The sequence below is a fragment of the Aliamphritea hakodatensis genome, assembly GCF_024347195.1.
Taxonomy (GTDB): domain Bacteria; phylum Pseudomonadota; class Gammaproteobacteria; order Pseudomonadales; family Balneatricaceae; genus Amphritea; species Amphritea hakodatensis.
The window spans coordinates 4,656,457-4,681,261 of record NZ_AP025281.1 but is presented as its reverse complement, the minus strand read 5'-3'; the positions used below and the strand labels follow the sequence as shown (position 1 = coordinate 4,681,261).

17 protein-coding genes and 4 tRNA genes are annotated in these 24,805 nt (G+C 52.7%); 15 read left to right on the top strand and 6 right to left on the bottom strand.

The window, feature by feature from the left end; translation table 11 throughout:
- Window positions 1-43: 43 nt before the first annotated feature.
- The 3 genes from PCI15_RS21105 to PCI15_RS21095 all read left to right on the top strand — a co-directional run bounded on the left by PCI15_RS21105 (window position 44) and on the right by PCI15_RS21095 (window position 4,171).
- Window positions 44-1,378 (top strand): aspartate aminotransferase family protein, encoded by a 1,335-nt coding sequence (locus PCI15_RS21105; RefSeq protein ID WP_271271874.1) that lies wholly within the window; start codon window positions 44-46, stop codon window positions 1,376-1,378.
- 4 nt (window positions 1,379-1,382) lie between these two features.
- Window positions 1,383-2,198, top strand: a complete 816-nt coding sequence (locus tag PCI15_RS21100) for a beta-keto acid cleavage family enzyme (protein WP_271271873.1) — start codon at window positions 1,383-1,385, stop codon at window positions 2,196-2,198.
- 224 nt (window positions 2,199-2,422) lie between these two features.
- The gene (locus tag PCI15_RS21095) at window positions 2,423-4,171 is read left to right on the top strand and encodes a GIY-YIG nuclease family protein (RefSeq protein WP_271271872.1); all 1,749 of its coding nucleotides are present in this window, start codon (window positions 2,423-2,425) and stop codon (window positions 4,169-4,171) included.
- Window positions 4,172-4,231: 60 nt separating this feature from the next.
- Here the strand turns inward: PCI15_RS21095 and msrB are convergent, their stop codons facing one another.
- The 4 genes from msrB to PCI15_RS21070 form a co-directional block, all read right to left on the bottom strand.
- Window positions 4,232-5,392, bottom strand: a complete 1,161-nt coding sequence (msrB, locus tag PCI15_RS23685; protein ID WP_336296718.1) for a peptide-methionine (R)-S-oxide reductase MsrB — start codon at window positions 5,390-5,392, stop codon at window positions 4,232-4,234.
- A 105-nt stretch (window positions 5,393-5,497) separates the two neighbouring features.
- Window positions 5,498-7,729: a slr1591 family oxidoreductase gene (locus tag PCI15_RS21080; protein ID WP_271271871.1), complete on the bottom strand. Its 2,232-nt coding sequence runs from the start codon at window positions 7,727-7,729 to the stop codon at window positions 5,498-5,500.
- 467 nt (window positions 7,730-8,196) lie between these two features.
- The gene (locus tag PCI15_RS21075; protein ID WP_271271870.1) at window positions 8,197-9,270 is read right to left on the bottom strand and encodes a hypothetical protein; all 1,074 of its coding nucleotides are present in this window, start codon (window positions 9,268-9,270) and stop codon (window positions 8,197-8,199) included.
- A 76-nt stretch (window positions 9,271-9,346) separates the two neighbouring features.
- Complete coding sequence (locus PCI15_RS21070; RefSeq protein WP_271271869.1) at window positions 9,347-10,183, bottom strand: CvfB family protein; 837 nt, start codon at window positions 10,181-10,183, stop codon at window positions 9,347-9,349.
- A gap of 237 nt (window positions 10,184-10,420) precedes the next feature.
- On the opposite strand from PCI15_RS21070, the gene PCI15_RS21065 reads away from it, so the two are divergent.
- From PCI15_RS21065 to sbmA, 7 genes are all read left to right on the top strand, one after another.
- A tRNA-Ser gene (locus tag PCI15_RS21065) sits at window positions 10,421-10,511 on the top strand.
- 20 nt (window positions 10,512-10,531) lie between these two features.
- Window positions 10,532-10,607: transfer RNA gene (locus PCI15_RS21060), tRNA-Asn, on the top strand.
- A gap of 4 nt (window positions 10,608-10,611) precedes the next feature.
- Window positions 10,612-10,687 (top strand) — tRNA-Lys (locus PCI15_RS21055).
- 48 nt (window positions 10,688-10,735) lie between these two features.
- Window positions 10,736-10,811: transfer RNA gene (locus PCI15_RS21050), tRNA-Lys, on the top strand.
- A 183-nt stretch (window positions 10,812-10,994) separates the two neighbouring features.
- Window positions 10,995-11,795 (top strand): trypsin-like serine peptidase, encoded by an 801-nt coding sequence (locus PCI15_RS21045; protein ID WP_271271868.1) that lies wholly within the window; start codon window positions 10,995-10,997, stop codon window positions 11,793-11,795.
- Between the two features lie 104 nt (window positions 11,796-11,899).
- A complete protein-coding gene (locus PCI15_RS21040) occupies window positions 11,900-12,664 on the top strand; it encodes a trypsin-like serine peptidase (RefSeq protein ID WP_271271867.1) in 765 nt (254 codons plus the stop codon).
- Window positions 12,665-12,882: 218 nt separating this feature from the next.
- Window positions 12,883-14,178, top strand: a complete 1,296-nt coding sequence (sbmA, locus tag PCI15_RS21035) for a peptide antibiotic transporter SbmA (RefSeq protein ID WP_271271866.1) — start codon at window positions 12,883-12,885, stop codon at window positions 14,176-14,178.
- 70 nt (window positions 14,179-14,248) lie between these two features.
- Here the strand turns inward: sbmA and PCI15_RS21030 are convergent, their stop codons facing one another.
- On the bottom strand, window positions 14,249-16,231 hold the full coding sequence (locus tag PCI15_RS21030; protein WP_271271865.1) for a methyl-accepting chemotaxis protein: 1,983 nt from the start codon (window positions 16,229-16,231) through the stop codon (window positions 14,249-14,251).
- Window positions 16,232-16,573: 342 nt separating this feature from the next.
- Between PCI15_RS21030 and carA the strand changes: the two genes are divergently transcribed.
- The 3 genes from carA to greA all read left to right on the top strand — a co-directional run bounded on the left by carA (window position 16,574) and on the right by greA (window position 21,530).
- Window positions 16,574-17,713, top strand: a complete 1,140-nt coding sequence (carA, locus tag PCI15_RS21025) for a glutamine-hydrolyzing carbamoyl-phosphate synthase small subunit (RefSeq protein WP_271271864.1) — start codon at window positions 16,574-16,576, stop codon at window positions 17,711-17,713.
- 114 nt (window positions 17,714-17,827) lie between these two features.
- Window positions 17,828-21,034, top strand: coding sequence for a carbamoyl-phosphate synthase large subunit (gene carB / locus PCI15_RS21020; protein WP_271271863.1), 3,207 nt, complete (start codon window positions 17,828-17,830; stop codon window positions 21,032-21,034).
- Between the two features lie 19 nt (window positions 21,035-21,053).
- A complete protein-coding gene (gene greA / locus PCI15_RS21015) occupies window positions 21,054-21,530 on the top strand; it encodes a transcription elongation factor GreA (protein WP_271271862.1) in 477 nt (158 codons plus the stop codon).
- Window positions 21,531-21,628: 98 nt separating this feature from the next.
- Here the strand turns inward: greA and PCI15_RS21010 are convergent, their stop codons facing one another.
- Window positions 21,629-21,931, bottom strand: coding sequence for a YhbY family RNA-binding protein (locus PCI15_RS21010; RefSeq protein ID WP_205659951.1), 303 nt, complete (start codon window positions 21,929-21,931; stop codon window positions 21,629-21,631).
- Between the two features lie 142 nt (window positions 21,932-22,073).
- On the opposite strand from PCI15_RS21010, the gene rlmE reads away from it, so the two are divergent.
- Window positions 22,074-22,694, top strand: a complete 621-nt coding sequence (gene rlmE, locus PCI15_RS21005; RefSeq protein WP_271271861.1) for a 23S rRNA (uridine(2552)-2'-O)-methyltransferase RlmE — start codon at window positions 22,074-22,076, stop codon at window positions 22,692-22,694.
- A 95-nt stretch (window positions 22,695-22,789) separates the two neighbouring features.
- Window positions 22,790-24,757 carry an ATP-dependent zinc metalloprotease FtsH gene (gene ftsH, locus PCI15_RS21000; RefSeq protein ID WP_271271860.1) on the top strand — a complete coding sequence of 656 codons (1,968 nt, stop codon included), beginning with the start codon at window positions 22,790-22,792 and terminating at the stop codon, window positions 24,755-24,757.
- Window positions 24,758-24,805: the final 48 nt, after the last annotated feature.

The window sequence follows — 24,805 nt, the reverse complement described above, 5'->3', positions numbered from 1 at the left end:
AGAGAAGCACGTTTTCCCCCTTGCCCGGAAACAGGAATCCAGTATGAGTCATATTTTCCATCGTCATTGTCATTCTGAACTGCCATATGCCGTTGCCGGTGAAGGGGCTTACATTATTGATCAGCAGGGTAAACGTTATCTGGACGGTTGCGGCGGTGCGGCAGTGTCCTGCCTGGGGCATGATCATCCCGGGGTTATTGCCGCTGTTAAACAGCAACTGGATGCTATTCCCTTTGCGCACAGTGCTTTCTTTACGTCCGAACCGGCAGAGCGCCTGGCGGATGTACTGGTGGCTGAAGCCCCGGGGGATCTGAATCATGTGTATTTTGTCAGTGGCGGCTCTGAAGCAGTGGAAGCTGCCCTGAAAATGGCCCGACAGTATTTCACGGAAAAAGGTGAAACCGAGCGCCAGTATTTTATTGCCCGCCGGCAGAGCTACCATGGCAATACGCTGGGGGCGCTGGCTGTCGGCGGTAACCAGTGGCGCCGTCAGCAATTTGATCCGCTGTTATCCCCGGTGCAGCACATTGCACCCTGCTATACCTACCGGGATCAGCGCCCGGACGAAACCGAATTTGAATACGGTCAGCGGGTGGCCGGTGAGCTGGAAGACGCTTTACTGGCAACCGGCCCTGAGAAGGTGCTGGCATTTGTAGTTGAGCCGGTGGTGGGCGCAACGGCCGGTGCTGTGCCGGCGGTGCCCGGCTACCTGAAGCGGGTACGTGAAATCTGTGATCAGTACGGCATTTTGCTGATTTTTGACGAAGTGATGTGTGGCATGGGACGCACAGGCCATCTGTTTGCCTGTGATGAAGACGGTGTTGCACCGGATCTGTTGACGATTGCGAAGGGGCTGGGGGCCGGTTATCAGCCCATTGGTGCAACACTCGTTAGCGATAAAATTTACCAGGCCATTGCGGATGGCAGTGGTTTCTTTCAGCACGGCCATACCTATATGGCGCATCCGTCTGCCTGTGCCGCGGCGCTGGCGGTGCAACAGGTCATTAAGGAAGATAAGCTGTTAGAAAACGTTAGCAACATGAGTGATTATCTGTTTACCGGCATGCGGGAGCGGTTTGCTGAAAACCCGCATGTGGGCGACATCCGGGGCCGCGGACTGTTTATGGGGGTTGAACTGGTTGAAGACCGGGTAACCAAACAGCCATTCGCCCCGCAAACGGCGCTGAATGCCAAAGTAAAACAGGCTGCATTCGGACACGGGCTGATGTGTTACCCCATGGCCGGTACTATCGATGGGCAAAACGGTCACCACGTATTAATTGCGCCGCCATTTATTTTGCAACAGTCTCAGGCGGATGAGCTGATGGATAAGTTCACCCTGGCGCTGGATGATACCTTTAAGGCACTGGGAGGCTAAGGCAGTGACACAGGCAATGATTCTTACGGTCGCACCTAACGGTGCTTATAAGCAAAAGCAGGATCACCGGGCACTGCCGGTAACTCCTTCCGAAGTGGTTGAAGCCGCCCGTGAGGCCGTGCTGGCCGGGGCAACCATGATCCACACCCATGCCCGGGACGAACAGGGGCGGCATTCACTGGATCCCCGGCTGAATCAGCAGATCCGGGATATGCTGAAAACCGAGGTGGGTGATGACATCGCGGTACAGCTGACTACCGAAGCTGCGGGGATTTATCAGCCGCCGGCTCAAATGGCCATGGTGCGTGAAGTGCAGCCGGAGGCGGTATCGGTAGCGGTGCGGGAATTACTGCCGGAAGACAAAGATACCCATGGTGCCCAGGGGTTCTTTCACTGGCTGGCAACGCAGGAAATCGTTTGTCAGTATATTCTTTACAGTGCTGAAGATGTGCAGCGTTACCACCGGCTGAAAGCGGCCGGCGTCATTCCGTCGGTACCGCATCATCTGTTGTTCGTGCTGGGACGTTATCATGCGCAGCAGCAGTCGTCGCCGGATGATCTGTTACCCTTCCTTGCCGCGCACCGGGACGATACACCCTGGATGGTCTGTGCCTTTGGGGCGGATGAACATCGCTGTGCCCGTCTGGCAATGCAGAAAGGCGGTGACGTCCGGGTTGGCTTTGAAAATAACCTCTATGATCAGCACGGTGAGCTGGCGGCGGATAACAGTGTGCTCATCCGGCAGGTTGCTGCGGAAGCCGATGCACAAAACCGCCGTATTATGACGGCGGCGCAGTGGCGGGAGCAGTTCGCATTCTGAAGAATATTTTTGCCCTGTTCTTTGCTTCTCCGGGTAAGGGAGCAGGGCAAAAAATTAAGTAAAATTAAATGTTTGTATCCGCTGATTCCGACATGATATTGCCTCTCCCTGAAGATTCAAAAAAATAACTGAATTTCAAGTCTTACCTTTAAAAAAAGGATCTCTATAATACGCGATCTTTTTGCCCCATCGGCTGTCGATTTTGTGTACGGAGTCATCCTCTTTTGATCGTTTTTACCATTACCAATACGATTACTGAACAGATATATGTTGGTACCAGCCGTGAAGACCTTGACCGGCGCTGGGAAGTTATTATTAAAGCTGCTGAAGCGGGCGTGGAAGCACGTCTGTATGACGATATCCGTGACCATGGCATGGACAGTTTTGCAGTCAGCGAATGGGCACTTGCGGAAGACACTGCCGAGTTGCGTGAGCTGATGCAGGCGGCACTGGAAGAAACCGGTGGTCTCAGTCTGCAGGGGCTGAAGCTGAAAGCGCCCAAGGCTGCCCGGAGGGTTAAGCCAAAAGCCGTTGAGGATGACCTGACCCGTGATGCGTTGCTGAACCTTGAGGAACAGGGCTCTGAGCTGGTAGATGATATACCGTTTACGGCAAAAGATTCAGCGGCGGACACCACTGACGAGCCTGAATCACCGTCTCCTGAAAAGGTTGCTGATAAGCCGGCTGAACCGGCTGAACCGGCTGAGAAACCGCGTTTGTCGGATGCCGAGTGGGCAGCCAGGCGTAAAGCAGAAAAAGCAGCTTATGATGCCCGTCAGGATGAGCGCATCAAAGCAAAGGTTGCCAAAGAGAAAGCCGCGGCCCGGGAAATGGCCCTGCTGATTGCCCGGATGGATGCCCGTGGCAAGAAACCAAAGAAAACGGCGGCGAAGAAAGTTGCCAAAGCGAAAGCACCTGCAAAAAGCCCGGTGGCAGCTGTACCGAACGGGGCTGAGGCTTTGCCGACTGGCCGGGTGAATTCCGCCGCCAAAGAGAAAAAGATCCGTGAAGCCATTGCGCAGGAAAAAGATGCCCGTATGGAAGAGCGGCAGGCCAAACAGCGGGCGGAAGCCGCTGAAATGGCTGCGCTGATAGCACGGCTGGATTCCCGGGCGAAGCCGCCCAAGAAAACAGCAGCAAAAGCGAAGCCTGCAGCCAAAGCTAAACCCGCGGTGAAAGCAGAACCGGCACCGGTTCAGGCGATACCTCAGCCGGCAGTTGTTTCTCCGGCTGCTGTGGCTACTCCGGAAACCGTAACGGCTCCGGCAGCTGTCCGCCCGGCTGAGGTTATGCCGGTTGAGACCGTTGTGGCAGATGCTCCGTTAACCGTACAGGCGGCGCCGGAAACACCGCCTCAGGCAGAGGCATCTGAAGCTGAGGTAAACCGTGATTGCTTCAATGCTAACGGTAAGCCTGTAGTGGTCAGCAAGCGCAAAACCCTGACGCTGAAACGCCGGCAGCGGATTGCTGAGGCAGCTGAGGCAGAAAAAGTTGCTGAGCCCCGGCAGCTTGCTGTTACAAATGCAGCAGAGGTTGCCCGGACGGCGGCAGACGTGGCAGTTACTCAGGTGGTACCGGCGTCTGCAGACGTTATCCCGGAAGTGGCTGAACCCTTTAAAGCAGCGCCTGTTGCTCCGGCACCGAAGCCTGTTTCAGCAGCAGAAAAGAAATTGCTTGAACAGCTGGCAAATCAGGATGCTGAAACAACAGAAATGGCCAAGCTGATTGCTAAGGTTGCTGCCCGTAAAGCATCGCTGCAGGCCAGCCGCCGTGCAGCGGCGAAAAACCCGCCGGAAAAGGCGGCGGTTTCTGCGGCAAATCCGGTGGGTAAGGAACAGCGTCTGAAGCAGCTGATGGCTGAAGAAAAAGCTAAGCGGCAGGCGAAAAAAGCTAAGTCAGCCGGTGGGCAGAGTGATGAGATGGCCATGCTGATGGCGCGTCTGGAAGAAAAACGGGCTAAGTGCCGCCGTTAAGTTCCTGAAAAAGCGCAGGCGCTGTGAACAGCGCCTGCATTCGTTGGGGAACGAAACGAATTATTCAAACAGGCTGAGCAGTTCCGGATACCCGGCAGCGGCCAGCTGATCTTTTTCAATGAAGCGCATCGATGCTGAGTTGATGCAGTACCGCAGGCCGGTCGGTGCCGGACCATCTTTAAACACATGCCCCAGATGGGAATCAGCATTCTGGCTGCGTACTTCCGTGCGGGTCATGAAGAAGCTGGTATCCGTGTGCTCAACAATGGATGCCGGATACAGAGGTTTGGTAAAGCTCGGCCAGCCGGTACCGGATTTGAACTTATCCTTTGATGAGAACAGCGGTTCGCCGCTGACGATATCCACATAGATACCTTCACGCTTGTTATCCCAGAATTCATTGTTGAACGGCCGTTCAGTGGCATCTTTCTGGGTGACTTCATATTGCAGCTCGGTGAGTGTTTCCCGCAGTTCTTCATCGCTGGGTTTAACAAACTCGCTGCGGTCCTGAGTGACTAGCTGCTGACCCTGGTCTTCAAGGCCAAACTGTGTGAAATCCGGATTGAGATCGTCGCCCCAGGTTTTCTGTAAATACTGATCCCGGCCGGAATTAAAGCGGTAGAACTTATAGCGAATCGGGCTCTTTTTGTAATAGTCCTGATGGTATTCTTCTGCCGGGTAAAAGGTTTCCAGCTGAGTCAGTTCGGTGGCCAGTGGCTGGCTGTAGCGGCCTGAGGCTGCCAGCTCCAGCATGGACTGTTCTGCAATGCGGCGCTGGGTTTCATTGTGGAAGAAAATGCCCGGGCGGTACTGGCTGCCCCGGTCTACAAATGAGCCGGTCCCGTCGGTCGGATCCATCTGGCGCCACAGGGACTCTACCAAACCACGATAGGTAATCACTTCCGGGTCGTAAAACACCTGCACAGCTTCAGTGTGGCCACTCACGCCGCCTGCAACTTCATTGTAGGTTGGGGTTGTATCATGTCCGCCGGTATAGCCTGAGACCGCTTCTGTGACGCCAGGCAGTTTTTCAAAGCCGGCTTCGGTACACCAGAAACAGCCACCGGCAAATGTTGCGATGGCCAGGCCTTCGCTGGTCATTGCATTTTCGGCAATCGGTGTTGCTTTCTGGCTGGTCTGGCCACTGGCTGACCAGACCAGTGCGCTGGCACCGGTCACCGCGACAGCCAGAAAGGCTGGGATGGCTATTTTTTTGTTCATGGTGTGTCCCTCAGAATTGGGTGCTTGGATCATGTCGTCCAGATTAATTCTGAGGAATGAAATAAAACTGAAAACCGGAAAGTTTTTTATCTTTTGGTTAAATGCTTATTCCGTACCGGTTACCAGCCGGATTTTTGCGCTGCAGCCAACCGGGTCGGTTACTTTACCAATGACGGCAGTATGGCTGTATCCGGCGGTCTGTAATGCTGCCAAACAGTCGTCCAGCTTATCCGGGTGGATGGCTGCCAGTAAACCACCGGCGGTTTGCGGGTCGTATAGTAGCTCCTGACGCCCGGCAGGAATGTCTTTATCAGCGGTCACCTGACTGTCATAGCGCCGGTTATCCGGGTGCAGTGAACTTTGCAGGCCGCTCTGCAGGCAGAGTTCTGCGCCTTCCAGTACTGGCAGGCGGTTGCTTATCAGTTCGGCGCTGAAGCCACCGGGGCTGAGCATTTCCAGCAGGTGGCCGGCCAGACCAAAGCCGGTGATATCGGTACAGGCTTTACAGTCAAAGTCGCCAAGGATCTGGCTGGCCCTGAAGTTGGAGTGCTGCATCTGTTGCAGGGCGGCACTGATCCAGCGGCCGTGGGCCTGACCGCGCATGTCGCTGGCAAAGAGTACGCCGGTCCCAAGAGGTTTGGTGACCAGCAGGTAGTCGCCGCTGCGGATACCGCCTTTGGTCATCAGCTGTTGCGGATCGGCAAAGCCGTTGATGGCAAAGCCCAGTGACAGTTCACTGCCTTCCGAGGTATGGCCGCCCACCAGGGTGACGCCACATTCAGTAAAGATGTCCAAAGCACCTTTGAGCAGGTGAAGGAGCTGTTCTTCCAGCAGTTCGTCGCTGGCATGGGGTAAGGTGACCAGTGCCTGAGCGCTGTGGGCGGTGGCGCCCATGGCGAATACGTCGCCCAGCGCATGAACCGCGGCTATTTTACCGAACTGGTAGTCGTCGTTAATCAACTGACGGAAACTGTCCACAGACTGCACCAGCAGTTTGTCTTCAGGCACGGCGATGACTGCGGCGTCATCCGGGTGTTGCAGCCCGACGGGAATGTCGTCTTTTGAGCCGGAAGGCAACTGGCTGAGTACCCGTTGCAATACGGTATTACCAACCTTGGCGCCGCAGCCGCCGCAGCGCATGTCCGGGTTTTCCACTTTGACTGGCTTATTACTGCTGGCGTCCGGCAGCATGGTGGCTTCACTGAAACGGCGCATGAACTTCTGATCGATACGGTTTTTCCAGTGCCAGATCAGGCGGCCAGCCAGTGACCAGTTGCTGCGTGAAGCAACGGCATATTTGTCGCCGGTGCTGATCAGGCTGAGAAACTGTTTTTGTGGCTTAAAAGGCGTGAGCTTTTTACCTGCCAGTGCCGCCAGCAGGTTTTTCAGTAGTGGCTTGCCCTGACGCACTGCAAAGACCCCGGCTTTTGGCCGGGGATGGTTGATCATGTCGGCAATATCACCACAGGCAAAGATATTCGGATGAGAGAGTGACTGCAGACAGTCATTCACTTCAATGCAGCCGGACGGCCCGGTTTGCAGGCCTGCCTGCGCGGGCCATTCGGCACCGGTGGCCGCGGTTGCCCAGATAATGTAGTCCAACTCAAGGGTACGTTCATCGGCGGTATGCAGGCAGTGTTCGCTAACCCGGCTGACGGTAAAGCCGGTATGTACTTCCACCTGACGTTTATTCAATACCTGGCGGTAGCGGTTGCGTACCTTGTCGTTGTGGTTTGGCAGAATGTCATCCGGACCGCTGACCACATGGAAGCTGACCTGATCTGCCAGTTGTGCCTGCTGAAGTTTATGCTGCATGGCCAGTATGACTTCAACAGCACTGGCCCCGCCGCCAACCGCACCTATGCGCAAAGAGGCTTCGGGTGACTGGCGGATGTGTGTCTGAATGGCCTGCCAATGGTCCAGAAAACGGTCTACTGGCTTGACCGGGATGGTCCATTCAGTGGCCCCGGGTATCTGATGGCGGCCGGGAACCGAGCCGGTATCGATGCTGAGGATATCGTAGCTGAAATCCGGATGATTCCGGCAGTGTACGGTCCGGTTGTCCGGGTCGATACCGGTCACGTAGTCTTCAATGAAGTTAACCCCTGCAAAGCGGCATAACCGGCCCAGATCGATGTGGGCTTCGTCAAAACTGTAGTGTCCGGCGATCAGCCCCGGCAGCATACCTGAATAAGGGGTTTGAATGGCATTTGAAATCAGAGTGATTTTAACGCCTTCCGGTTTCTTCATTGCCATCATAAGCAGGGCAAGCGCATGGGCGTGGCCGCCGCCCACAAATATCAGGTGCTTGGCCTTTGGGGTGAGATCCTGTTGCATGAAGAAAACCGGGCTGGTTGAAATGCGGCCTATAGTAGCTCAGGGTTGCTGCTATATACAGCTGGCCGGTGCTGATTTATGTCAGCAAATGGGGTGTCCGGGTGGGCGGTATGAATGTTCAGTTGAGGGCAGATAAAAAAACAGCGGGTGAGCACCCGCTGAAAAAATACTTATGACAAGAGCCTGTAAAGCTTGCATGTAAGTTTGCAGGCGACGCTGGCCAAATCAGCGTCGCCTGCGATGACAAAGTATCGGTGAGGTGAGTACTTTGCCGACCACTTACGAGCGGGATTGATACTAATGCAAATAATAATGATTATCAATAATAATATATAAAAATTAAATTATTTTCTTAACAGGGGGCGTTGATCATTAACTGTCCGCTGGCTGAGAGCCTTGGGAACCGCAGGGTATGGCGGTTATGCAGATCTTTTTCCAAGGCTTATGCACAGAATATGTGGGTAACTTTATGCGGGATAGTCCGCGTGGGTCAGGATAGCAAACCCCTGTTTATATCCCAGACCACCATTGCCGTGTACGCCGGCAATCTGACTGCGGCCTTCTGTGATTACCCGGTAGCTGTCAATGAGGCTGCTCAGGGCCGGGTTGTTCCAGGGGCCTTTAGCGAGATTCATGCCGCCACTGACGGTCACCGGATATTCAGCAAGAAAATGCGGCAGGGCATCCGGCGAACTGACAAATCCGGTGGTTAGCAGAAAGGCCATTGGTACCACGGGGAAGCAGGTGTAAACATCCAGAATAGCGTGACCATGAACAAAAGCGTCTCTGAAGTCTATGCTGGCTTGCTGACAGGCTTGCTGAAAGGTGCTGTGCAGGTGCCCGTAACGGACAATCTCTGCGATGGCCGGTTTACCGTCGGCCGGCAGTGTTATGCAGCTAGCGCCCCGTACCGCGACTCTTTGTGCCTGAGGGATCGCCAGGGTATCTGCGGTGTCTGCGTGACAGAGTATTAACTGACCGCTGAAATCCTGTACCGGGTTGGCGCAATCGACGCCGCGGAACAGTTCGCTCACCGGCTTAAACCAGGCTGCACCGGGCTGAGGTGCGTCAGGATGCCGTTCTGCAAAGGTGTGCAGGTAGTTGTCGAATAACGCCTGAGCACACTGCCGGAATTGTGTCTCACTGAAGCTGTGCTGGTGGGCAAAAGCTTTACTGAGATCGGTATAGGCGTCGATCAGGGTATAGTCTGTACCGTAGATCGCCATGCGTGCCGTCCGGTCGGTTTTTTCGTATCCGGTGCGCAAGGGGTCGGTACCGCTGATGACAACGGCCGTGCCGGGTGTCTGCAGGAGGGAGAGGGCTTCGGTAAGTGCTTCTACAGGTGCTGCGCCACTGCGGAAATGACCGGGTTCGAGCGGGCTGTGCCAGTCGGTACTCAGAGGGTCTATTGTCAGGTGGTGGATGCTGATGCCTGCAGCTGAGAGCCGGGCCTGAACAGTCTGACAGTCTGAAAGGGTGTGGCTGCCGCCGGCGGGTTGCCCATCGGTGGTTTTGGCAGCGGCAATAATATATGCAGACATCAGGCTCTCCTAAACGGTTTGCCCGAGTCTAGCAGGGTGCCGCGCAAAGCGGCACTGGACGTTTTACTGAGACCGGTTATTTCTCGTTCAGGCGAATGCCACGTTCTTCGATTGTAATGCTGCGTTCTTTGTACAGGCGGCCGATGGCCAGTTTGAAGGCTTTCTTGCTGACACCGAACAGTTTGTAGATAACATCCGGCGGGGTTTTGTCGTTACAGGCAATAAAGCCGTCCTGTTCCTGCAGCATATGCATAATGCGTTTGCTGACATCGTCGGTTTTGCCATAGCCAAGCTTTTGCAGAGTGAGGTTAATTTTGCCGTCCGGGCGGATCTGCTTAATAAAGCCTTTCATCTTCTGGCCGTAACGCAGGGGTTTGAATACGTCGTTGTCATACACAACGCCCCAGTGGGTGCCGTTGATAATTGCTTTGTAGCCGATATGGGTATGGTCCTCGATAATCAGGTCTACCTGCTGGCCCTTTTTAAATGCGTGCGGGTAGTTATCCAGGAACTTATTGAGTTTAGTGGAGCCGGCAATACGGTCTGTTTCGTTATCCAGATAGGTATAAACAAGGTACTTTTTACCTTCTTCGACTGTTTGTTTCTGCTCACTGAAAGGCACCAGCAGGTCTTTTGGCAGGCCCCAGTCGAAAAAAGCGCCGATACGGTTAACCGAGACGGCCGTCAGGCAGGCAAACTCACCTACGGCGGTTTTCGGTTCCAGTGTGGTGGCGATCAGGTAGTCGTCTGAATCCAGATAAATGAATACGTCTAATATGTCACCGATTTTGGTGTTCTCCGGCACATAACGGACTGGCAGTAAAATATCGCCAAGTTCTTCCCCGTCCAGATAGACGCCGAACTTCACTTCTTTTACTACTTTTAATTGATTGCTTCTGCCAATAGTTGCCATGTATGTGTCCAGTTGGATTCAGTGAGGTACTGCAGTGCTTATATACACTGTAGCCGTGGCGATATTATCCCAGTTATAAGGCGGGAAATTAAGGCCTGCAGGGTGTCATAAGTACCTTGTATATCATCAGCATAGTTGAGCCGTGATCTGTTCCGTAAAATTTTCTAAAAAGTTATGGTTTTTTTAAAAGAGGGTGTTGACACAAAAGCAAAATCCTTTAATATACGCGGCCTCACAGGAGGGGTGGCTGAGTGGTTGAAAGCACCGGTCTTGAAAACCGGCGAGGGTTAATAGCCCTTCCAGGGTTCGAATCCCTGCTCCTCCGCCATTAAATGTGAGAAACGTTGTTCCTCGATAGCTCAGTTGGTAGAGCAGTAGACTGTTAATCTATTGGTCGCTGGTTCGAGTCCAGCTCGAGGAGCCACTACGGGTCGTTAGCTCAGTTGGTAGAGCAGTTGGCTTTTAACCAATTGGTCATAGGTTCGAATCCTATACGACCCACCACTTTTTCTGAGTTCTTCAGAAAAGTGGTATGGGGAGAGGTACAAGCGTGGGTTGTTAGCTCAGTTGGTAGAGCAGTTGGCTTTTAACCAATTGGTCATAGGTTCGAATCCTATACAACCCACCACTTCTATTTCCCTTTTCTTATGACTCTTTATTCTCTTATTTTTATCCCTTACAGTTTTTGTTGTGCTTTCGTGCTGTGTTGCGGGTATGAATTTTTGTCCGCATGATATTCCCGTGCTTTGCTATGCTTTGAAAATCCGTCGTGGGACGCGGCGGCAGGGGTAACTTAATACGCTTAACTGTTATGGTTCACAATGTTGAATCGGGGGGAGGCGGAAAGGGAGTTTCGTGCATTATCCGGGCGGCTGTTCTGGTTGTCTGGTTCTATATTGCCGGTGTTTATGGTGGCCCGGTATCTGGTCCTGCTGTGTCTTCTGATCAGCAGTACATCTATTCACCCAGAGTTGTTGTGTCCGGAGATGTTTTTCCGTGGCGGGCGATTGGCCGGATCAATCTGGCGGGGCGGGGTTACTGTACGGCGACGCTGATTGCCCGGGATGTTGTTCTGACGGCGGCTCATTGTCTGTGGAATCGTGATATGGGTCGCTGGTATCCGCTGCAGTATCTGAAGTTTGTTGTAGGTATGAATGGCAAAAATGTTCAGGCGGTCGCAGGTATTAAGCGCATGCTTGTTTCCCGGGCTTTCAGTGCGGCAGTGAGTCAGGCCGCTAAACCCTGGCTGGACGTGCGATCGGACTGGGCATTGTTAAGGCTCGATAAGCCGCTTGGTGACATGTTGGGGTCAGTCTCTCTGGCTACGGGCATGCGGCCGTCAGTCGGGATGCCGGTGGTGCATGCCGGTTACCGCTATGACAGGCAGGAAGTGCTGACCGTTCAGCAGAGGTGTGTTATTACCGGTATTTATGACCGTCAGCGATTGCTCAGAAGCAACTGTCAGAGCGGGTATGGTGATTCCGGTGGGCCGTTGCTGTTCAGGCAGGAAGGCCGGTGGTATGTGCTGGGGTTGCACAGTGTCAGGGTTGGAGATTCTGCCAGTCTGGCGGTGGCGGCTCGCGTCTATTCAGAGTTCTGGTCCGGGTTCTGATCCGGTGCATGGCAGAGGATATCTCTGGCTTAGGTTGGTCTGGCTGTCACTTTGTGGTTTAGTCTGTGTTCTGAAATTGGAGCTTTGTATTTAAAGGCGGAATTGTGTCTGTAGTAAAACTGTCTCGGTTGTTTATTGTGTGGATTGTTATGTCCGGTGCGCTTGCCGGGCCGGTGTGGTCGGCAGATAAGTCTGCTTCAGTGTTGCATGAAAATTATCCACAGGAGCGTAAATGGGTGTCGAGCCAGCAGTTTCCCTGGCGGGCGATCGGGCGGATAAATCTGGCGGGTTACGGGCACTGTACGGCGACGCTGGTGGCTGAGGATGTGGTGCTGACTGCGGCCCATTGTTTGTGGAATCAGCGGGTTGGTCGCTGGTATCCGGCGAAGTATCTGACCTTTGTTGCCGGTGTGGAAAAGGAGTCTTTTCAGGGGATTGCCAAAGGTGTTTCGATGCAGATCGCGCCGGGTTATACCTATTCAAAGCACAATGAAATGAATAAGGTGAAGCGGGACTGGGCTTTGCTGAAGTTAAACAAGCCGCTGGGAAGGGCGTTGGGTTACCTGCCGTTGCTGGAAGCGGATGGTATGTTTCAGGGCAAATCGTTGATCCAGGCAGGTTATCGGGGAGACCGGGCATTCGTATTAACGGTTCAGGCGGGTTGTAAGGTTAAGGCTTTGCATGAGAGTAAGCGTTTACTGCAAAGTAATTGCCGTACGACCGGTGGTGATTCCGGTGGGCCGGTGCTTTCTGAAGAAAAGGATGGCTGGTACCTGGTTGGCTTGCACAGCGGGCGTTTGGAAACGGATGAAAGTCTGGCGGTGACGGCAGAAAATTTCAGGCCGCAAAGCGTGCCGTGGAAGTGGTGAGAGCGCCGCGGCATGGTGAGTTGCTGTTGTGCTGGATAAAAAGGATGTGTCGCGGTTTCTTGTGGATAAGTATCGGAAAGCAAAATACTATTTATTGGTTTAGAGCATGCTCAGGTTGTGGTTCTCTGTTAGGCTGTTGATGACCGGTGTGCGAAGGTGGCGTGAACTTTTGATCTTGCTGCCCGTCTTACAGAGACTCGTCTGATAGGAATGTTTTTATGTTTAATTCTTTTTTTCCCAACCCGAAAATGTTTTTTTTGTCGGTGGTGCTTTTTTCGGGTGTGAGTTGCGGGATTTGGTACGGCTTTAATGATCAGATGGCCTTGCTGGTCGGATTGGATATTGCGGATGAGCAACCGGTTATTGGTTTAGGGCACTTTGTTACTGATTCATTCCTGTTGTTTTATGGGTACTACTTCCTTTGTACGGCGCTGTTTTCTCTGTTCTGGTTTAAGTATGCCAATCATAAGTGGCAGTGGTGGTCGATTGTCGGTTCGTCTGCGATTTTATTTTCGACCTATTTTTCTGTTCAGGTATCAGTGGCAATTAACAACTGGCGCCGGCCGTTTTTCGACCTGGTACAGACGGCGCTGAAACCCATTGATCCTGAGGGCGGGGATGCTGCCGCTGCAGCCGTGACAGATGAGAAGGTGTCTTCGGTTTCGTCTGAGTTGTTTGATCTGATTGTGATCTTTTCCGAGATCGCGTTTCTGGCGATTTTTGTCTTTGTGGTGACGCGTTTCTTTGTCAGCCACTTTATTTTCCGCTGGCGTACGGCCATGAATGACTACTATACCGCCAGATGGGAGCAGGTGCGGCATATTGAGGGTGCCTCGCAGCGGATACAGGAAGATACCATGCGCTTTGCATCTATTATGGAAGGGCTTGGGGTGTCGATTATTGATTCTGTGATGACGCTGTTTGCGTTTTTGCCGGTGCTCTGGGTGTTGTCTGATTATGTGTCTGAGCTGCCGGTTGTCGGTGAGATTGCGCATCCGCTGTTTTATGCGGCGCTGGTGTGGGCGATTTTCGGTACCGGTTTGCTGGCGCTGGTGGGGATCAAACTGCCGGGGCTGGAGTTTAAAAATCAGCGGGTGGAGGCGGCTTTCCGTAAGGAGTTGGTGTATGGCGAGGATGATGAGGCCCGTGCTGAGCCGGTGACGCTGCGAGAGCTGTTTGCCAATGTGCGAAAAAACTATTTCCGGCTGTATTTTCACTATATGTATTTCAATGTTGCCCGGATGATGTATCTGCAGGCAGATAATATTTTTGTCTTTGTATTGCTGGTGCCGACCATTGCGGTTGGGGCTATCACCTTTGGTGTGCTGCAGCAGATTCTGACGGCCTTTGGGCAGGTGAGTAATTCCTTTCAGTATCTGGTGAATTCATGGACCACCATTGTTGAGCTGCTGTCTGTATATAAGCGTCTGGCATCGTTTGAGGCGGTGATTCACCATCAGCCGTTGCCGGAAATTGACAGTGAAGCGGTGGCTGAGCCGGGTGCTGCTCAGTAATCAGGCTGTTTGGTCAATGCGAAAGCCCCGGGACGGTCAGTCAGCGGGGCTTTTTTGTGTCTGCAAACAATTATTTTGATTGAGTTTGGGTGAAGTTTGCGAGCAGCCCTGACAGGCTTTCGCTGATTCTTTCCACCTGGCTGGCGTAGCGCTGATTGTTGTCTGACTCACGGGCGGAACGGTCTGACTGTTCCACGGTGGTGCGAATGCCGGTGGCGATCTGGTCAGTCATGGTTGATTGTTGTTCTGCCGAGGCTGCAATCAGGCTGTTCATCTGGTTGATGTCATTGATGGCATTGCGGATATGATCAATGCTTTGTTTTGCCTCGTCGGCGAGTGTGACGCTTTGCTGAACCAGATTTGTCTGGTGTTCAATCCGGCCGGATGACTGGTCGATGGCGGTATTCAGTTTAAGTATGATGCCGCTGATCTGTTTGGCGGCGGTGGTGGTGTTACTGGCCAGTCCCCGGACTTCGTCGGCAACCACTGCGAATCCTCTGCCCTGCTCGCCGGCTCTGGCGGCTTCGATGGCGGCGTTGAGTGCCAGCAGGTTGGTCTGGTCGGCGAGTGTCTGAATAACCGTTAATGCGTTGCCGATATCCTTCCCGTCTTCTTTGAGTACCTGAAAGGTGTTGTAGGTGGTCTGGGTTTCCTCAACCAGGCTGAGAATACTTTCCCGGGTGCGTTCCATTTGGTTGACACCGTTCTGGCTGAGTGCGATGGCCTGCTGAGTTGAGTCTGATGTTTCTGTTGCGCTGCGGACGACTTCTGAGTTTGATTCGCTGAGCCGGCTGATGTCTTCAGCAATGCTTTGGGTGGCTGATTGCTGGGCTGCGACGATTTCATCCAGCGAGCAGGCGCTGTTGCTGAGGTCCCTGCCAAGTTTTTTCAGGCTGCTGCTCTGCTGGTTCAGCTGGGTGATCAGTTGTTGCAGGTAGTTACTGAGTTGCTGGCTGGCGGAGTTGAGGGTGCAAATTTCGCTGATACGGCTTTTGTCTGTGGTCTGGGGTGACAGATTGCCGCAAGCCAGTTGTTGTATGTTTTTGCTGGTGGTTCGCAGTGTGTTACTGAGCAGGGTGCTGACTGTGCTCATGAGTAATGCCACCAGGGTTATCAGGGTGAGGCAGCAGATCAGCAGGACGTATACGTTGTCTTCCGTGGTTCGGTACTGGCGGTCTGCAGTGGTTTTCAGTTCCTGCAGGGTGGTTTCCAGCGCGGTTATCAGTTGCAGGCTGTTGTTGCTGGCCGTGATTTTGGTGGTGTAGATATCTTCTATATTACTGAGGTCTTTCAGGTAGCGGCGTAGCAGGCTGTTTAGTTCCTGGTTGTAAATGTCGCCCAGTTCTTCCCGGTCTGGTTCAGCATCGGTTTTGTCCAGACCGAGCAGGGACTGCAGGTCGTCTTCTTCAGCGTCTGCATATATGTTCAGACGGGGCAGTGCCTGTAATGCTTTTTGTTGGTGGTTCAGTTGGCTGAGGGTCTGTTGTATGTGGTTGCGGTCATGGCCGTTGTTGCTGAAGTAGCGTTCACGGCTGTGACTGAGTTCCGGGAGCTGTAGCAGTAATTGTTGCAGGTGTTGCCGGTAACGGTTGGCCAGTGCCTGTTGTTGCTCAGTGGCCTGCAGTGCGTAGTCATTCAGTTGGCTGAGGCTGGCCAGGATTTCATTTTCTGCATTGATCAGCAGGGATTGCGGGTTTTTCAGTTTGCCGGCTTCGCGAAGCTCAAACAGGGCGGTGGACTGGAGACTCTGTAGCTGCTGCTGCAGTTGCAGACGTGCCTGTTCAGGCAGGCGTTGCAGTGGCGAGGTTTCATTGTTCAGTAAGGCTATGTTGTTGTCGATGTCACTCAGCAGGGTTGTGTCGGCGAGTCTCAGGTAAGCCAGGACAGGTCGGCTGATTGTGCGGGTGATGTGTTGTTGCAGGTCGGTGTAGTGTCGGGTGGCATTAAAATTCTGATTGAGTTTGGCCAGTGACCAGATCATGGCGGCAGCCAGTATGCCGACGATTATCAGCAGGGCGGCGGTTGTCAGGCGGTTGATCGTGGATATTTTCATTATCTCGGTTTCCGGATGCGGTTGGGTGACGAGTTTCATCCTTAAAAATCGCCGCTATTAAATGCTCTGCAGGTGACGGAACGATGACAGTGAATAAGGCTTTTCCTCAGAGTGGTGAATATACTTATGGATGGCAATTGCCGGTTAAGGTTGCAGGTTTCCCATAGACAGCTGGGAGGTAATGCACTAAAATACCGCCGTTTTGCATACAGTAAATGCGACAACCGGATTTTTTGAAAAAGCGAGATGGACTTTTGTTCTGTCTCGCTTTTTTGCAACTTATCGGTTGTTGATTCTAAGTTATTGATTCTGTTTAGATGCGCTCTAAGCGGGGAGGTTGATTTGACAAGACCAGCCATTCTGGCCCTTGAAGACGGAAGTATCTTCCGGGGAGTAGCTATTGGCGCGGATGGCCAGTCCTCTGGTGAGGTGGTATTTAACACTTCTATGACTGGTTATCAGGAGATTCTGACGGACCCATCCTATTGCCGTCAGATTGTGACTCTTACATACCCGCACATTGGCAATGTGGGCACAACGCATGAAGATGAAGAGTCGGCTAAAACCTGGGTTGCCGGTCTTGTAATCCGAGATCTGCCGTTGCTGGCAAGCAGCTGGCGTAATGAGCAAAGCCTGGATGATTACCTGAAAGCCAACAATATTGTTGGTATCGCTGATATCGATACCCGTCGCCTGACACGTATTTTACGTGAGAAAGGTTCCCTGAGCGGTTGCGTGATGGCAGGTGAAGACCTGAGCGAAGCAACTGCACTTGCTGCGGCACAGGAATTCCCTGGCCTGAAGGGCATGGATCTGGCGAAGGTTGTGACCACTGATGAGTCTTATGAGTGGACGTCTTCTACCTGGGATCTGGTTGAGGGTCACCAGGAGCGTTCTGCTGAAGAACTGCCTTATCATGTTGTTGCCTACGATTACGGTGTGAAGCGTAATATTCTGCGTATGCTGGTTGAGCGTGGCTGCCGTCTGACGGTTGTGCCTGCACAAACGCCGGCTGCGGAAGTGCTGGCGCTGAATCCTGACGGTGTGTTCCTGTCTAATGGCCCGGGTGACCCGGAACCATGTGATTACGCGATCAAGGCGATCACTGAGATCTGTGAGACTGAGTTGCCGGTATTCGGTATCTGTCTGGGTCATCAGTTGCTGGCGCTGGCATCCGGTGCTAACACTGTGAAGATGAAGTTCGGTCATCACGGGGCGAACCATCCGGTACAGGATCTGGATTCTTCTCAGGTACTGATTACCAGTCAGAACCACGGGTTTGCAGTCGATGAGGATTCTCTGCCTGATACGATCCGTGCAACCCACAAGTCACTGTTCGACGGTTCCCTGCAGGGCGTTGAGCGGACTGACCGGGTGGCATTCAGCTTCCAGGGACACCCTGAAGCGAGTCCGGGCCCTCATGATGTGGCCCCTCTGTTTGACCGCTTTATAGCGGCCATGGCAGAGCGTAAGGCGGGCTGATTTTCCCGTCGCAGCAATATTTTCCGCCCGGTTTATCCGGGCGGATTTGAATTGAGAGAATTTTACCGGCTGGTAAAATTCCCGTTGAATCTTTTGAAGATCGGTTGATTACACATGCCTAAACGTACGGATATACAAAGTATTCTGATCCTCGGTGCGGGGCCTATCGTTATCGGTCAAGCCTGTGAGTTTGACTATTCAGGTGCTCAAGCCTGTAAAGCCCTTCGTGAAGAAGGCTATCGCGTTATTCTGGTGAACTCTAACCCAGCCACCATTATGACCGATCCAAGTATGGCTGATGCGACGTACATTGAGCCTATTCAGTGGCAGACAGTTGCGAAAATTATCGAGAAAGAGCGTCCTGATGCGGTGCTGCCGACCATGGGTGGTCAGACTGCACTGAACTGTGCGCTGGATCTTGAGCGCGAAGGTGTGCTGGAAAAATTCGGCGTAGAGATGGTCGGTGCAAACGCTGATACCATCGATAAAGCTGAAGACCGTGACCGTTTCGATAAGGCGATGAAGTCGATTGGTCTGGAATGCCCGCGTGCTGCGATTGCTCACAGCATGGAAGAGGCGATTCAGGTTCAGGCACAGCTGGGCTTCCCTTGTATTATCCGTCCGTCTTTCACGATGGGGGGGACCGGTGGCGGTATCGCATACAACAAAGAAGAGTTTGTTGAAATTTGCGAACGTGGTCTGGATCTGTCACCGACCAGCGAACTGCTGATTGATGAATCCCTGATCGGCTGGAAAGAATATGAGATGGAAGTTGTCCGCGACAAGAACGACAACTGCATCATTATCTGTGCCATCGAAAACTTTGATGCTATGGGTGTACACACCGGTGACTCTATCACCGTTGCACCTGCGCAGACGCTGACGGATAAAGAATATCAGATCATGCGTAATGCCTCTCTGGCAGTGCTGCGTGAAATCGGCGTAGAAACCGGTGGTTCTAACGTACAGTTCGGTATGTGCCCTGAGACTGGCCGTATGGTTGTTATCGAGATGAACCCACGGGTTTCCCGTTCATCTGCGCTGGCATCCAAGGCGACCGGTTTCCCGATTGCTAAAGTGGCTGCCAAGCTGGCGATTGGTTATACCCTGGATGAACTGCAGAATGACATCACTGGCGGTGCGACCCCTGCATCCTTTGAGCCGGCGATTGATTACGTTGTTACTAAGATTCCGCGTTTCACTTTCGAGAAATTCCCACAGGCTAATGACCGTCTGACCACTCAGATGAAGTCAGTGGGCGAGGTGATGGCGATTGGCCGTACCCAGCAGGAATCGCTGCAGAAAGCGCTGCGTGGTCTGGAAGTCGGTGCAACTGGCCTGGATCCTATTGTGAATCCGGACGACGAAGATGTTCGTTCCGATATTATCCGTGAGATGAAGCAGCCGGGCGCTGAACGTATCTGGTATCTGGCCGATGCGATGCGTCTGGGGATGGGCATGGAAGAGCTGTACGAGCTGTCCGGCATCGACCCATGGTTCCTGGTTCAGATTGAAGATCTGATCAAAGAAGAGCAGCGTGTATCTGAAATGGCGCTGTCTGAGCTGGATAAGGACACCCTGTTCCGTCTGAAGCGTAAAGGTTTCTCTGATGCCCGTCTGGCGACTCTGCTGGGTGTGAGCGAGAAGCAGGTGCGCAAGCAGCGTCACAGTCTGGATATCCGTCCGGTATTCAAGCGTGTTGATACCTGTGCGGCTGAGTTCTCTACCGATACAGCGTACATGTACTCCACTTACGAAGAAGAGTGTGAGTCTAACCCGTCTGACCGTGACAAGATCATGGTTATCGGTGGTGGCCCTAACCGTATCGGTCAGGGCATTGAGTTTGATTACTGCTGTGTTCACGCGGCGCTGGCTGCCCGTGAAGACGGCTACGAAACCATCATGGTTAACTGTAACCCTGAAACGGTTTCTACCGATTACGATACGTCTGACCGTCTCTATTTTGAGCCGATTACACTGGAAGATGTGCTGGAAATCGTTCACGTTGAACAGCCTAAGGGTGTCATTGTTCAGTACGGTGGCCAGACCCCTCTGAAGCTGGCGCTGGCGCTTGAGCAGGCGGGTGTGCCAATTATCGGTACGTCTCCGGAAGCGATTGACCGTGCGGAAGACCGTGAACAGTTCCAGCAAATGCTGAAACGTCTGGGTCTGAAGCAGCCTGAAAACGCCACTGTGCGCAGCCAGGAAGAAGCAATCATTGAAGCAGCCAAGCTGGATTATCCGCTGGTTGTGCGTCCGTCTTACGTGCTGGGTGGCCGTGCGATGGAAATCGTCTACAACGAAGCAGAGTTGCGTCAGTACATGAATACTGCGGTGCAGGTATCTCACGATGCGCCGGTATTACTGGATCACTTCCTGAATGCAGCGGTTGAAGTGGATATCGATGCGATCTGTGACGGCGAGACCGTTGTGATCGGTGCCATCATGCAGCACATTGAGCAGGCCGGTGTTCACTCCGGTGACTCCGCGTGTTCTCTGCCTCCTTACAGTCTGCCTGCTGATGTGCAGGATCAGATGCGTGAGCAGGTGAAGAAAATGGCGCTGGAGCTGGGTGTGGTTGGTCTGATGAATGTTCAGCTGGCTTACCAGGATGGCGAGATCTACGTGATCGAAGTTAACCCGCGTGCCTCCCGTACTGTGCCGTTTGTTTCCAAGTGTATCGGTGTGTCACTGGCGAAAATCGCTGCACTGGTTATGACCGGTAAGAAGCTGAGCGAGCTGGGCTTCACTGAAGAAATCGTGCCGGACATGTTCAACGTGAAAGAAGCTGTCTTCCCGTTCAACAAGTTCCAGGGTGTTGACCCTATTCTGAGCCCGGAAATGAAGTCTACCGGCGAAGTGATGGGTGTCGGCGAGACCTTCGGCGAAGCTTTCATGAAGGCTGTTCGCGGTGCCGGTGAGAAGATGCCTGCTAAAGGTAAGGCGTTTATCTCTGTACGTGATGTGGATAAGCAGGGCGCGCTGAAGCTGGCCCGTGACCTGATTGATCTGGGCTTCACTCTGGTAGCAACCAGCGGTACAGCGGCATTGCTGAAAGATGCGGGTATCGAAGTGGGTCTGGTAAATAAGGTAATGGAAGGTCGTCCGAACATTGTTGATATGTTGAAGAACGATGAAATTGCCTATGCCATCAACACCACTGAAGGCCGTAAGGCGATTGCTGATTCTGCTGAGATCCGTCGTACAGCGCTGCAGCATAAAGTGCCTTATACCACTACGCTGGCCGGTGCTGAGGCCATGATCATGGCAATGCAGTATGGCGAAGAGAAAGAAGTGCGTCGTCTGCAAGATCTGCACTAAGTTATAAGAGAGACAGGATATGCAAAAATTTCCAATGACAGTGCATGGTGAAAAAGCACTTCGCGAAGAACTGGATGACCTGAAGACTGTTCAGCGTCCAACGGTTATTGCAGCGATTGCGGATGCCCGCGAGCACGGTGATTTGAAAGAGAATGCTGAATACCATGCAGCACGTGAGCAGCAGGGTTTCATTGAAGGCCGGATTCAGGAGCTTGAAGGTAAGCTCGGTTCTGCTCAGGTTATCGATGTAACCCAGATTCCTCACAGCGGTAAAGTTATCTTCGGTACGACTGTGGATATCATCAATCTGGATACTGACGATACCGTCAGTTATCAGATTGTCGGTGAAGACGAAGCTGATATTAAAAATCGCAAGATTTCAGTGGGGTCGCCGATTGCCCGTGCGCTGGTAGGTAAGGAAGAGGGTGATGTGGTTGTGGTTAACACGCCGGGTGGCGCTGTTGAGTACGAAATTGACCAGGTGCATCACGTCTGATTTCTGACTGTCAGAAACGAAGAAACCGCCAACTGGCGGTTTCTTTTTATCTGCCTTATGTTTAATGCAGCAGATTCATTTCTGTGTTGTCACACTGTTCAGCGTAACAGGTTAGACAGCTTAGGATTAGGGTTCTGTGCGGCGCGGTACAGCAGTGCAACGTTACCGATTTCCTGAACGATCTGTGCTTCAACGATCTGGCTCATTTCTTTGATCAGGGCTTTTTTAACGGTGCGGTCACCGACAACGAACTTAACCTTGATCAGTTCGTGATCTTCCAGAGCGCGGTCTGCTTCAAGCAGGATGTTTTCGTTGAGGCCATTGCCGGCAACTGTGATGATCGGATTCAGGCCGTGGCCTATGCTACGGAACTGCTTCTTTTGCGCTGTGGTTAAGCTCATACTAAAATACTTGGCCTTTAAAATAATGGGGATTGCAGGCGGTTTTACAGGTTGTCTTGTAAGTGCTGCAAATTTAGCTGCGATTTTACCTCACTTCAGCCTTCCAGAGTAGCGTTGGCTGATATTCAATCGGTAGGTTAATTTGTCCAGATCAAAAAGCAGCGGTCGTTGGCTGCAGGAACATTTCGACGATCAGTACGTAAAGAAGTCCAAAGAGGACGGCTATCGTTCCCGCGCCAGCTATAAGTTGTTGGAGCTGAACCAGAAAGATAAGCTGATCCGGCCGGGTATGACGGTCGTAGACCTTGGTGCGGCGCCGGGTGGCTGGTCTCAGGTGGCAGCAGAGCTGGTCGGTGACAGTGGCCGGGTGGTGGCATCAGACATATTGCCGATGGACAATTTACCCGGTGTACAGTTTATTCAGGGGGACTTTACCGAAGAGTCTGTGCTGAATGAAATTTTACAAACCCTGGGAGATGATCTTTCAGACCTTGTAATTTCAGATATGGCCCCCAATATGAGTGGTATGTCCGCGATTGATCAGCCGGCAGCCATGTATCTTGTTGAGCTGGCGCTGGATCTGGCGCGGACAACATTGCGTCCCGGTGGTGATTTTATCGCCAAAGTATTTCAGGGTGAGGGCTTTGATGCCTACATGCAGGACGTAAAGAGCAGTTTTACCAAGGTTTATACCCGTAAGCCGGACGCCTCCCGGGCCCGTTCCCGTGAAGTTTATATGGTTGGGCGTAATTTCCGGCCGTAAAGATGGTCAAAGCCAGTGAAGTCCTGTAGTTTTTGCAGGCTTGGGTTTTACGACACAAAGATAAGTAGCAAACAGAGGGTCATCCTTTGAACGATATGGCGAAAAATTTAGTACTGTGGCTGGTAATCGCGGCAGTACTGCTGACAGTGTTTAATAACTTCAGCGGCGAAACCAGTTCGCAGTCGCTGAATTATTCTGAATTCATCACTGAGGTGAAGGACGATCGGGTCAGCAAGGTAATTATTGACGGTTATACCATCGAAGGTTTCCGTAAGAATGGTGAGCGCTTCCAGACGGTACGCCCGGCGCTGCAGGATCCTAAGCTGGTTGATGATCTGTACAACCACAATGTCATCATTGAAGGTAAGCAGCCTGAGAAGCAAAGTGTCTGGACGCAGCTGCTGGTTGCCAGCTTCCCGATTCTGGTGATCATTGCTGTGTTTATGTTTTTCATGCGCCAGATGCAGGGCGGCGGGGGCGGCAAAGGCGGTCCGATGTCGTTTGGTAAGTCTAAAGCCCGGATGATGAGCGAAGATCAGATCAAGACGACGTTTGAAGATGTAGCCGGTGTTGAAGAAGCTAAAGAGGAAGTAAAAGAGCTGGTGGATTACCTGCGTGATCCTGGCAAGTTCCAGCGTCTGGGTGGCCATATTCCCCGCGGTGTACTGATGGCGGGTAGCCCCGGTACCGGTAAAACCCTGCTGGCAAAAGCGATTGCCGGTGAAGCGAAAGTGCCTTTCTTTACAATTTCCGGTTCTGACTTTGTGGAAATGTTTGTGGGTGTGGGTGCATCCCGTGTCCGTGATATGTTCGAGCAGGCGAAGAAAAATGCGCCGTGTATCATCTTTATTGATGAGATTGATGCGGTGGGTCGTCACCGTGGTGTTGGCATGGGTGGCGGTAACGATGAGCGTGAGCAAACCCTGAACCAGCTGCTGGTTGAAATGGACGGCTTTGAAGGTACTGAGGGTGTAATCGTCATTGCTGCGACTAACCGTCCTGACGTGCTGGACCCTGCGCTGTTGCGCCCGGGTCGTTTTGACCGCCAGGTGCATGTAGGCCTGCCGGATATCCGCGGCCGTGAGCAGATCCTGAAAGTGCACATGCGTAAAGTGCCTCTGGGAGATGATGTTAAGCCTGAGCTGATTGCCCGTGGTACACCCGGATTCTCCGGTGCTGACCTGGCTAACCTGGTGAACGAAGCTGCATTGTTTGCTGCCCGTGCCAGTAAGCGTACGGTGGGTATGGATCAGTTTGAAAAAGCTAAAGACAAAATCATGATGGGTGCTGAGCGTAAGTCGATGGTGATGTCTTACGAAGAACGCCTGAATACGGCATACCACGAGTCTGGTCATGCGATTGTCGGGCGTTTATTGCCGGATCATGATCCCGTCTACAAAGTATCTATTATTCCCCGCGGCCGGGCACTGGGTGTCACCATGTTCCTGCCGGAAGAAGACCGCTACAGCCACAGCCGTAAAATGCTGATGGCGAATATCTGCAGCCTTTACGGTGGCCGTATTGCGGAAGAAATGACGCTGGGTAAAGACGGTGTTACCACCGGTGCATCCAATGATATTCAGCGGGCAACCAGCATTGCCAGAAACATGGTAACGCGCTGGGGTCTGAGCGAAGAGCTGGGGCCATTGCTGTATGACGAGGAAGAGTCTGATCCGTTTAACCGTGGTTATGGTCAGGGCAGCAAGCCTATCTCTGAGGAGTTGCAGCAGAAAATTGATGCGACTACCCGTAAGATTATTGATGACTGTTACGCGCAGGCGTTCCAGATGCTGGAAGATAACCGCGATATTCTGGAAACCATGACCCAGGCGCTGATGAAGTATGAGACGATTGATTCGTCACAGATTGATCAGTTAATGGCCCGTGAAGATGTGTCAGAGCCGGAAGGCTGGAGTGACAACGACGCGAAGAAAGACGGTCCTAAGTCTGAATCTGATACGGATGATTCTGATGCTGAAGAAAACAAAGCATCTGATGATATGCCGCGTGATGATGACGAGCAGCGTGATCAGCCGGATGCGCCGGATCAGAACCTGCATTAATCTGTGTGATTGAAATCTGAAAAGGTCAGCACGTCCCTGTGCTGGCCT

What these genes read in the sequence shown, in the direction of transcription:
- sbmA (WP_271271866.1), top strand. Translation starts at nt 12,883, where the DNA reads ATGTTTAATTCTTTTTTTCCCAACCCGAAAATGTTTTTTTTGTCGGTG.
- PCI15_RS21045 (WP_271271868.1), top strand. Translation starts at nt 10,995, where the DNA reads ATGGTTCACAATGTTGAATCGGGGGGAGGCGGAAAGGGAGTTTCGTGC.
- ftsH (WP_271271860.1), top strand. Translation starts at nt 22,790, where the DNA reads ATGGCGAAAAATTTAGTACTGTGGCTGGTAATCGCGGCAGTACTGCTG.
- PCI15_RS21080 (WP_271271871.1), bottom strand. Translation starts at nt 7,729, where the DNA reads ATGCAACAGGATCTCACCCCAAAGGCCAAGCACCTGATATTTGTGGGC.
- greA (WP_271271862.1), top strand. Translation starts at nt 21,054, where the DNA reads ATGCAAAAATTTCCAATGACAGTGCATGGTGAAAAAGCACTTCGCGAA.
- PCI15_RS21075 (WP_271271870.1), bottom strand. Translation starts at nt 9,270, where the DNA reads ATGTCTGCATATATTATTGCCGCTGCCAAAACCACCGATGGGCAACCC.
- PCI15_RS21030 (WP_271271865.1), bottom strand. Translation starts at nt 16,231, where the DNA reads ATGAAAATATCCACGATCAACCGCCTGACAACCGCCGCCCTGCTGATA.
- carB (WP_271271863.1), top strand. Translation starts at nt 17,828, where the DNA reads ATGCCTAAACGTACGGATATACAAAGTATTCTGATCCTCGGTGCGGGG.
- msrB (WP_336296718.1), bottom strand. Translation starts at nt 5,392, where the DNA reads ATGAACAAAAAAATAGCCATCCCAGCCTTTCTGGCTGTCGCGGTGACC.
- PCI15_RS21070 (WP_271271869.1), bottom strand. Translation starts at nt 10,183, where the DNA reads ATGGCAACTATTGGCAGAAGCAATCAATTAAAAGTAGTAAAAGAAGTG.
- PCI15_RS21010 (WP_205659951.1), bottom strand. Translation starts at nt 21,931, where the DNA reads ATGAGCTTAACCACAGCGCAAAAGAAGCAGTTCCGTAGCATAGGCCAC.
- PCI15_RS21105 (WP_271271874.1), top strand. Translation starts at nt 44, where the DNA reads ATGAGTCATATTTTCCATCGTCATTGTCATTCTGAACTGCCATATGCC.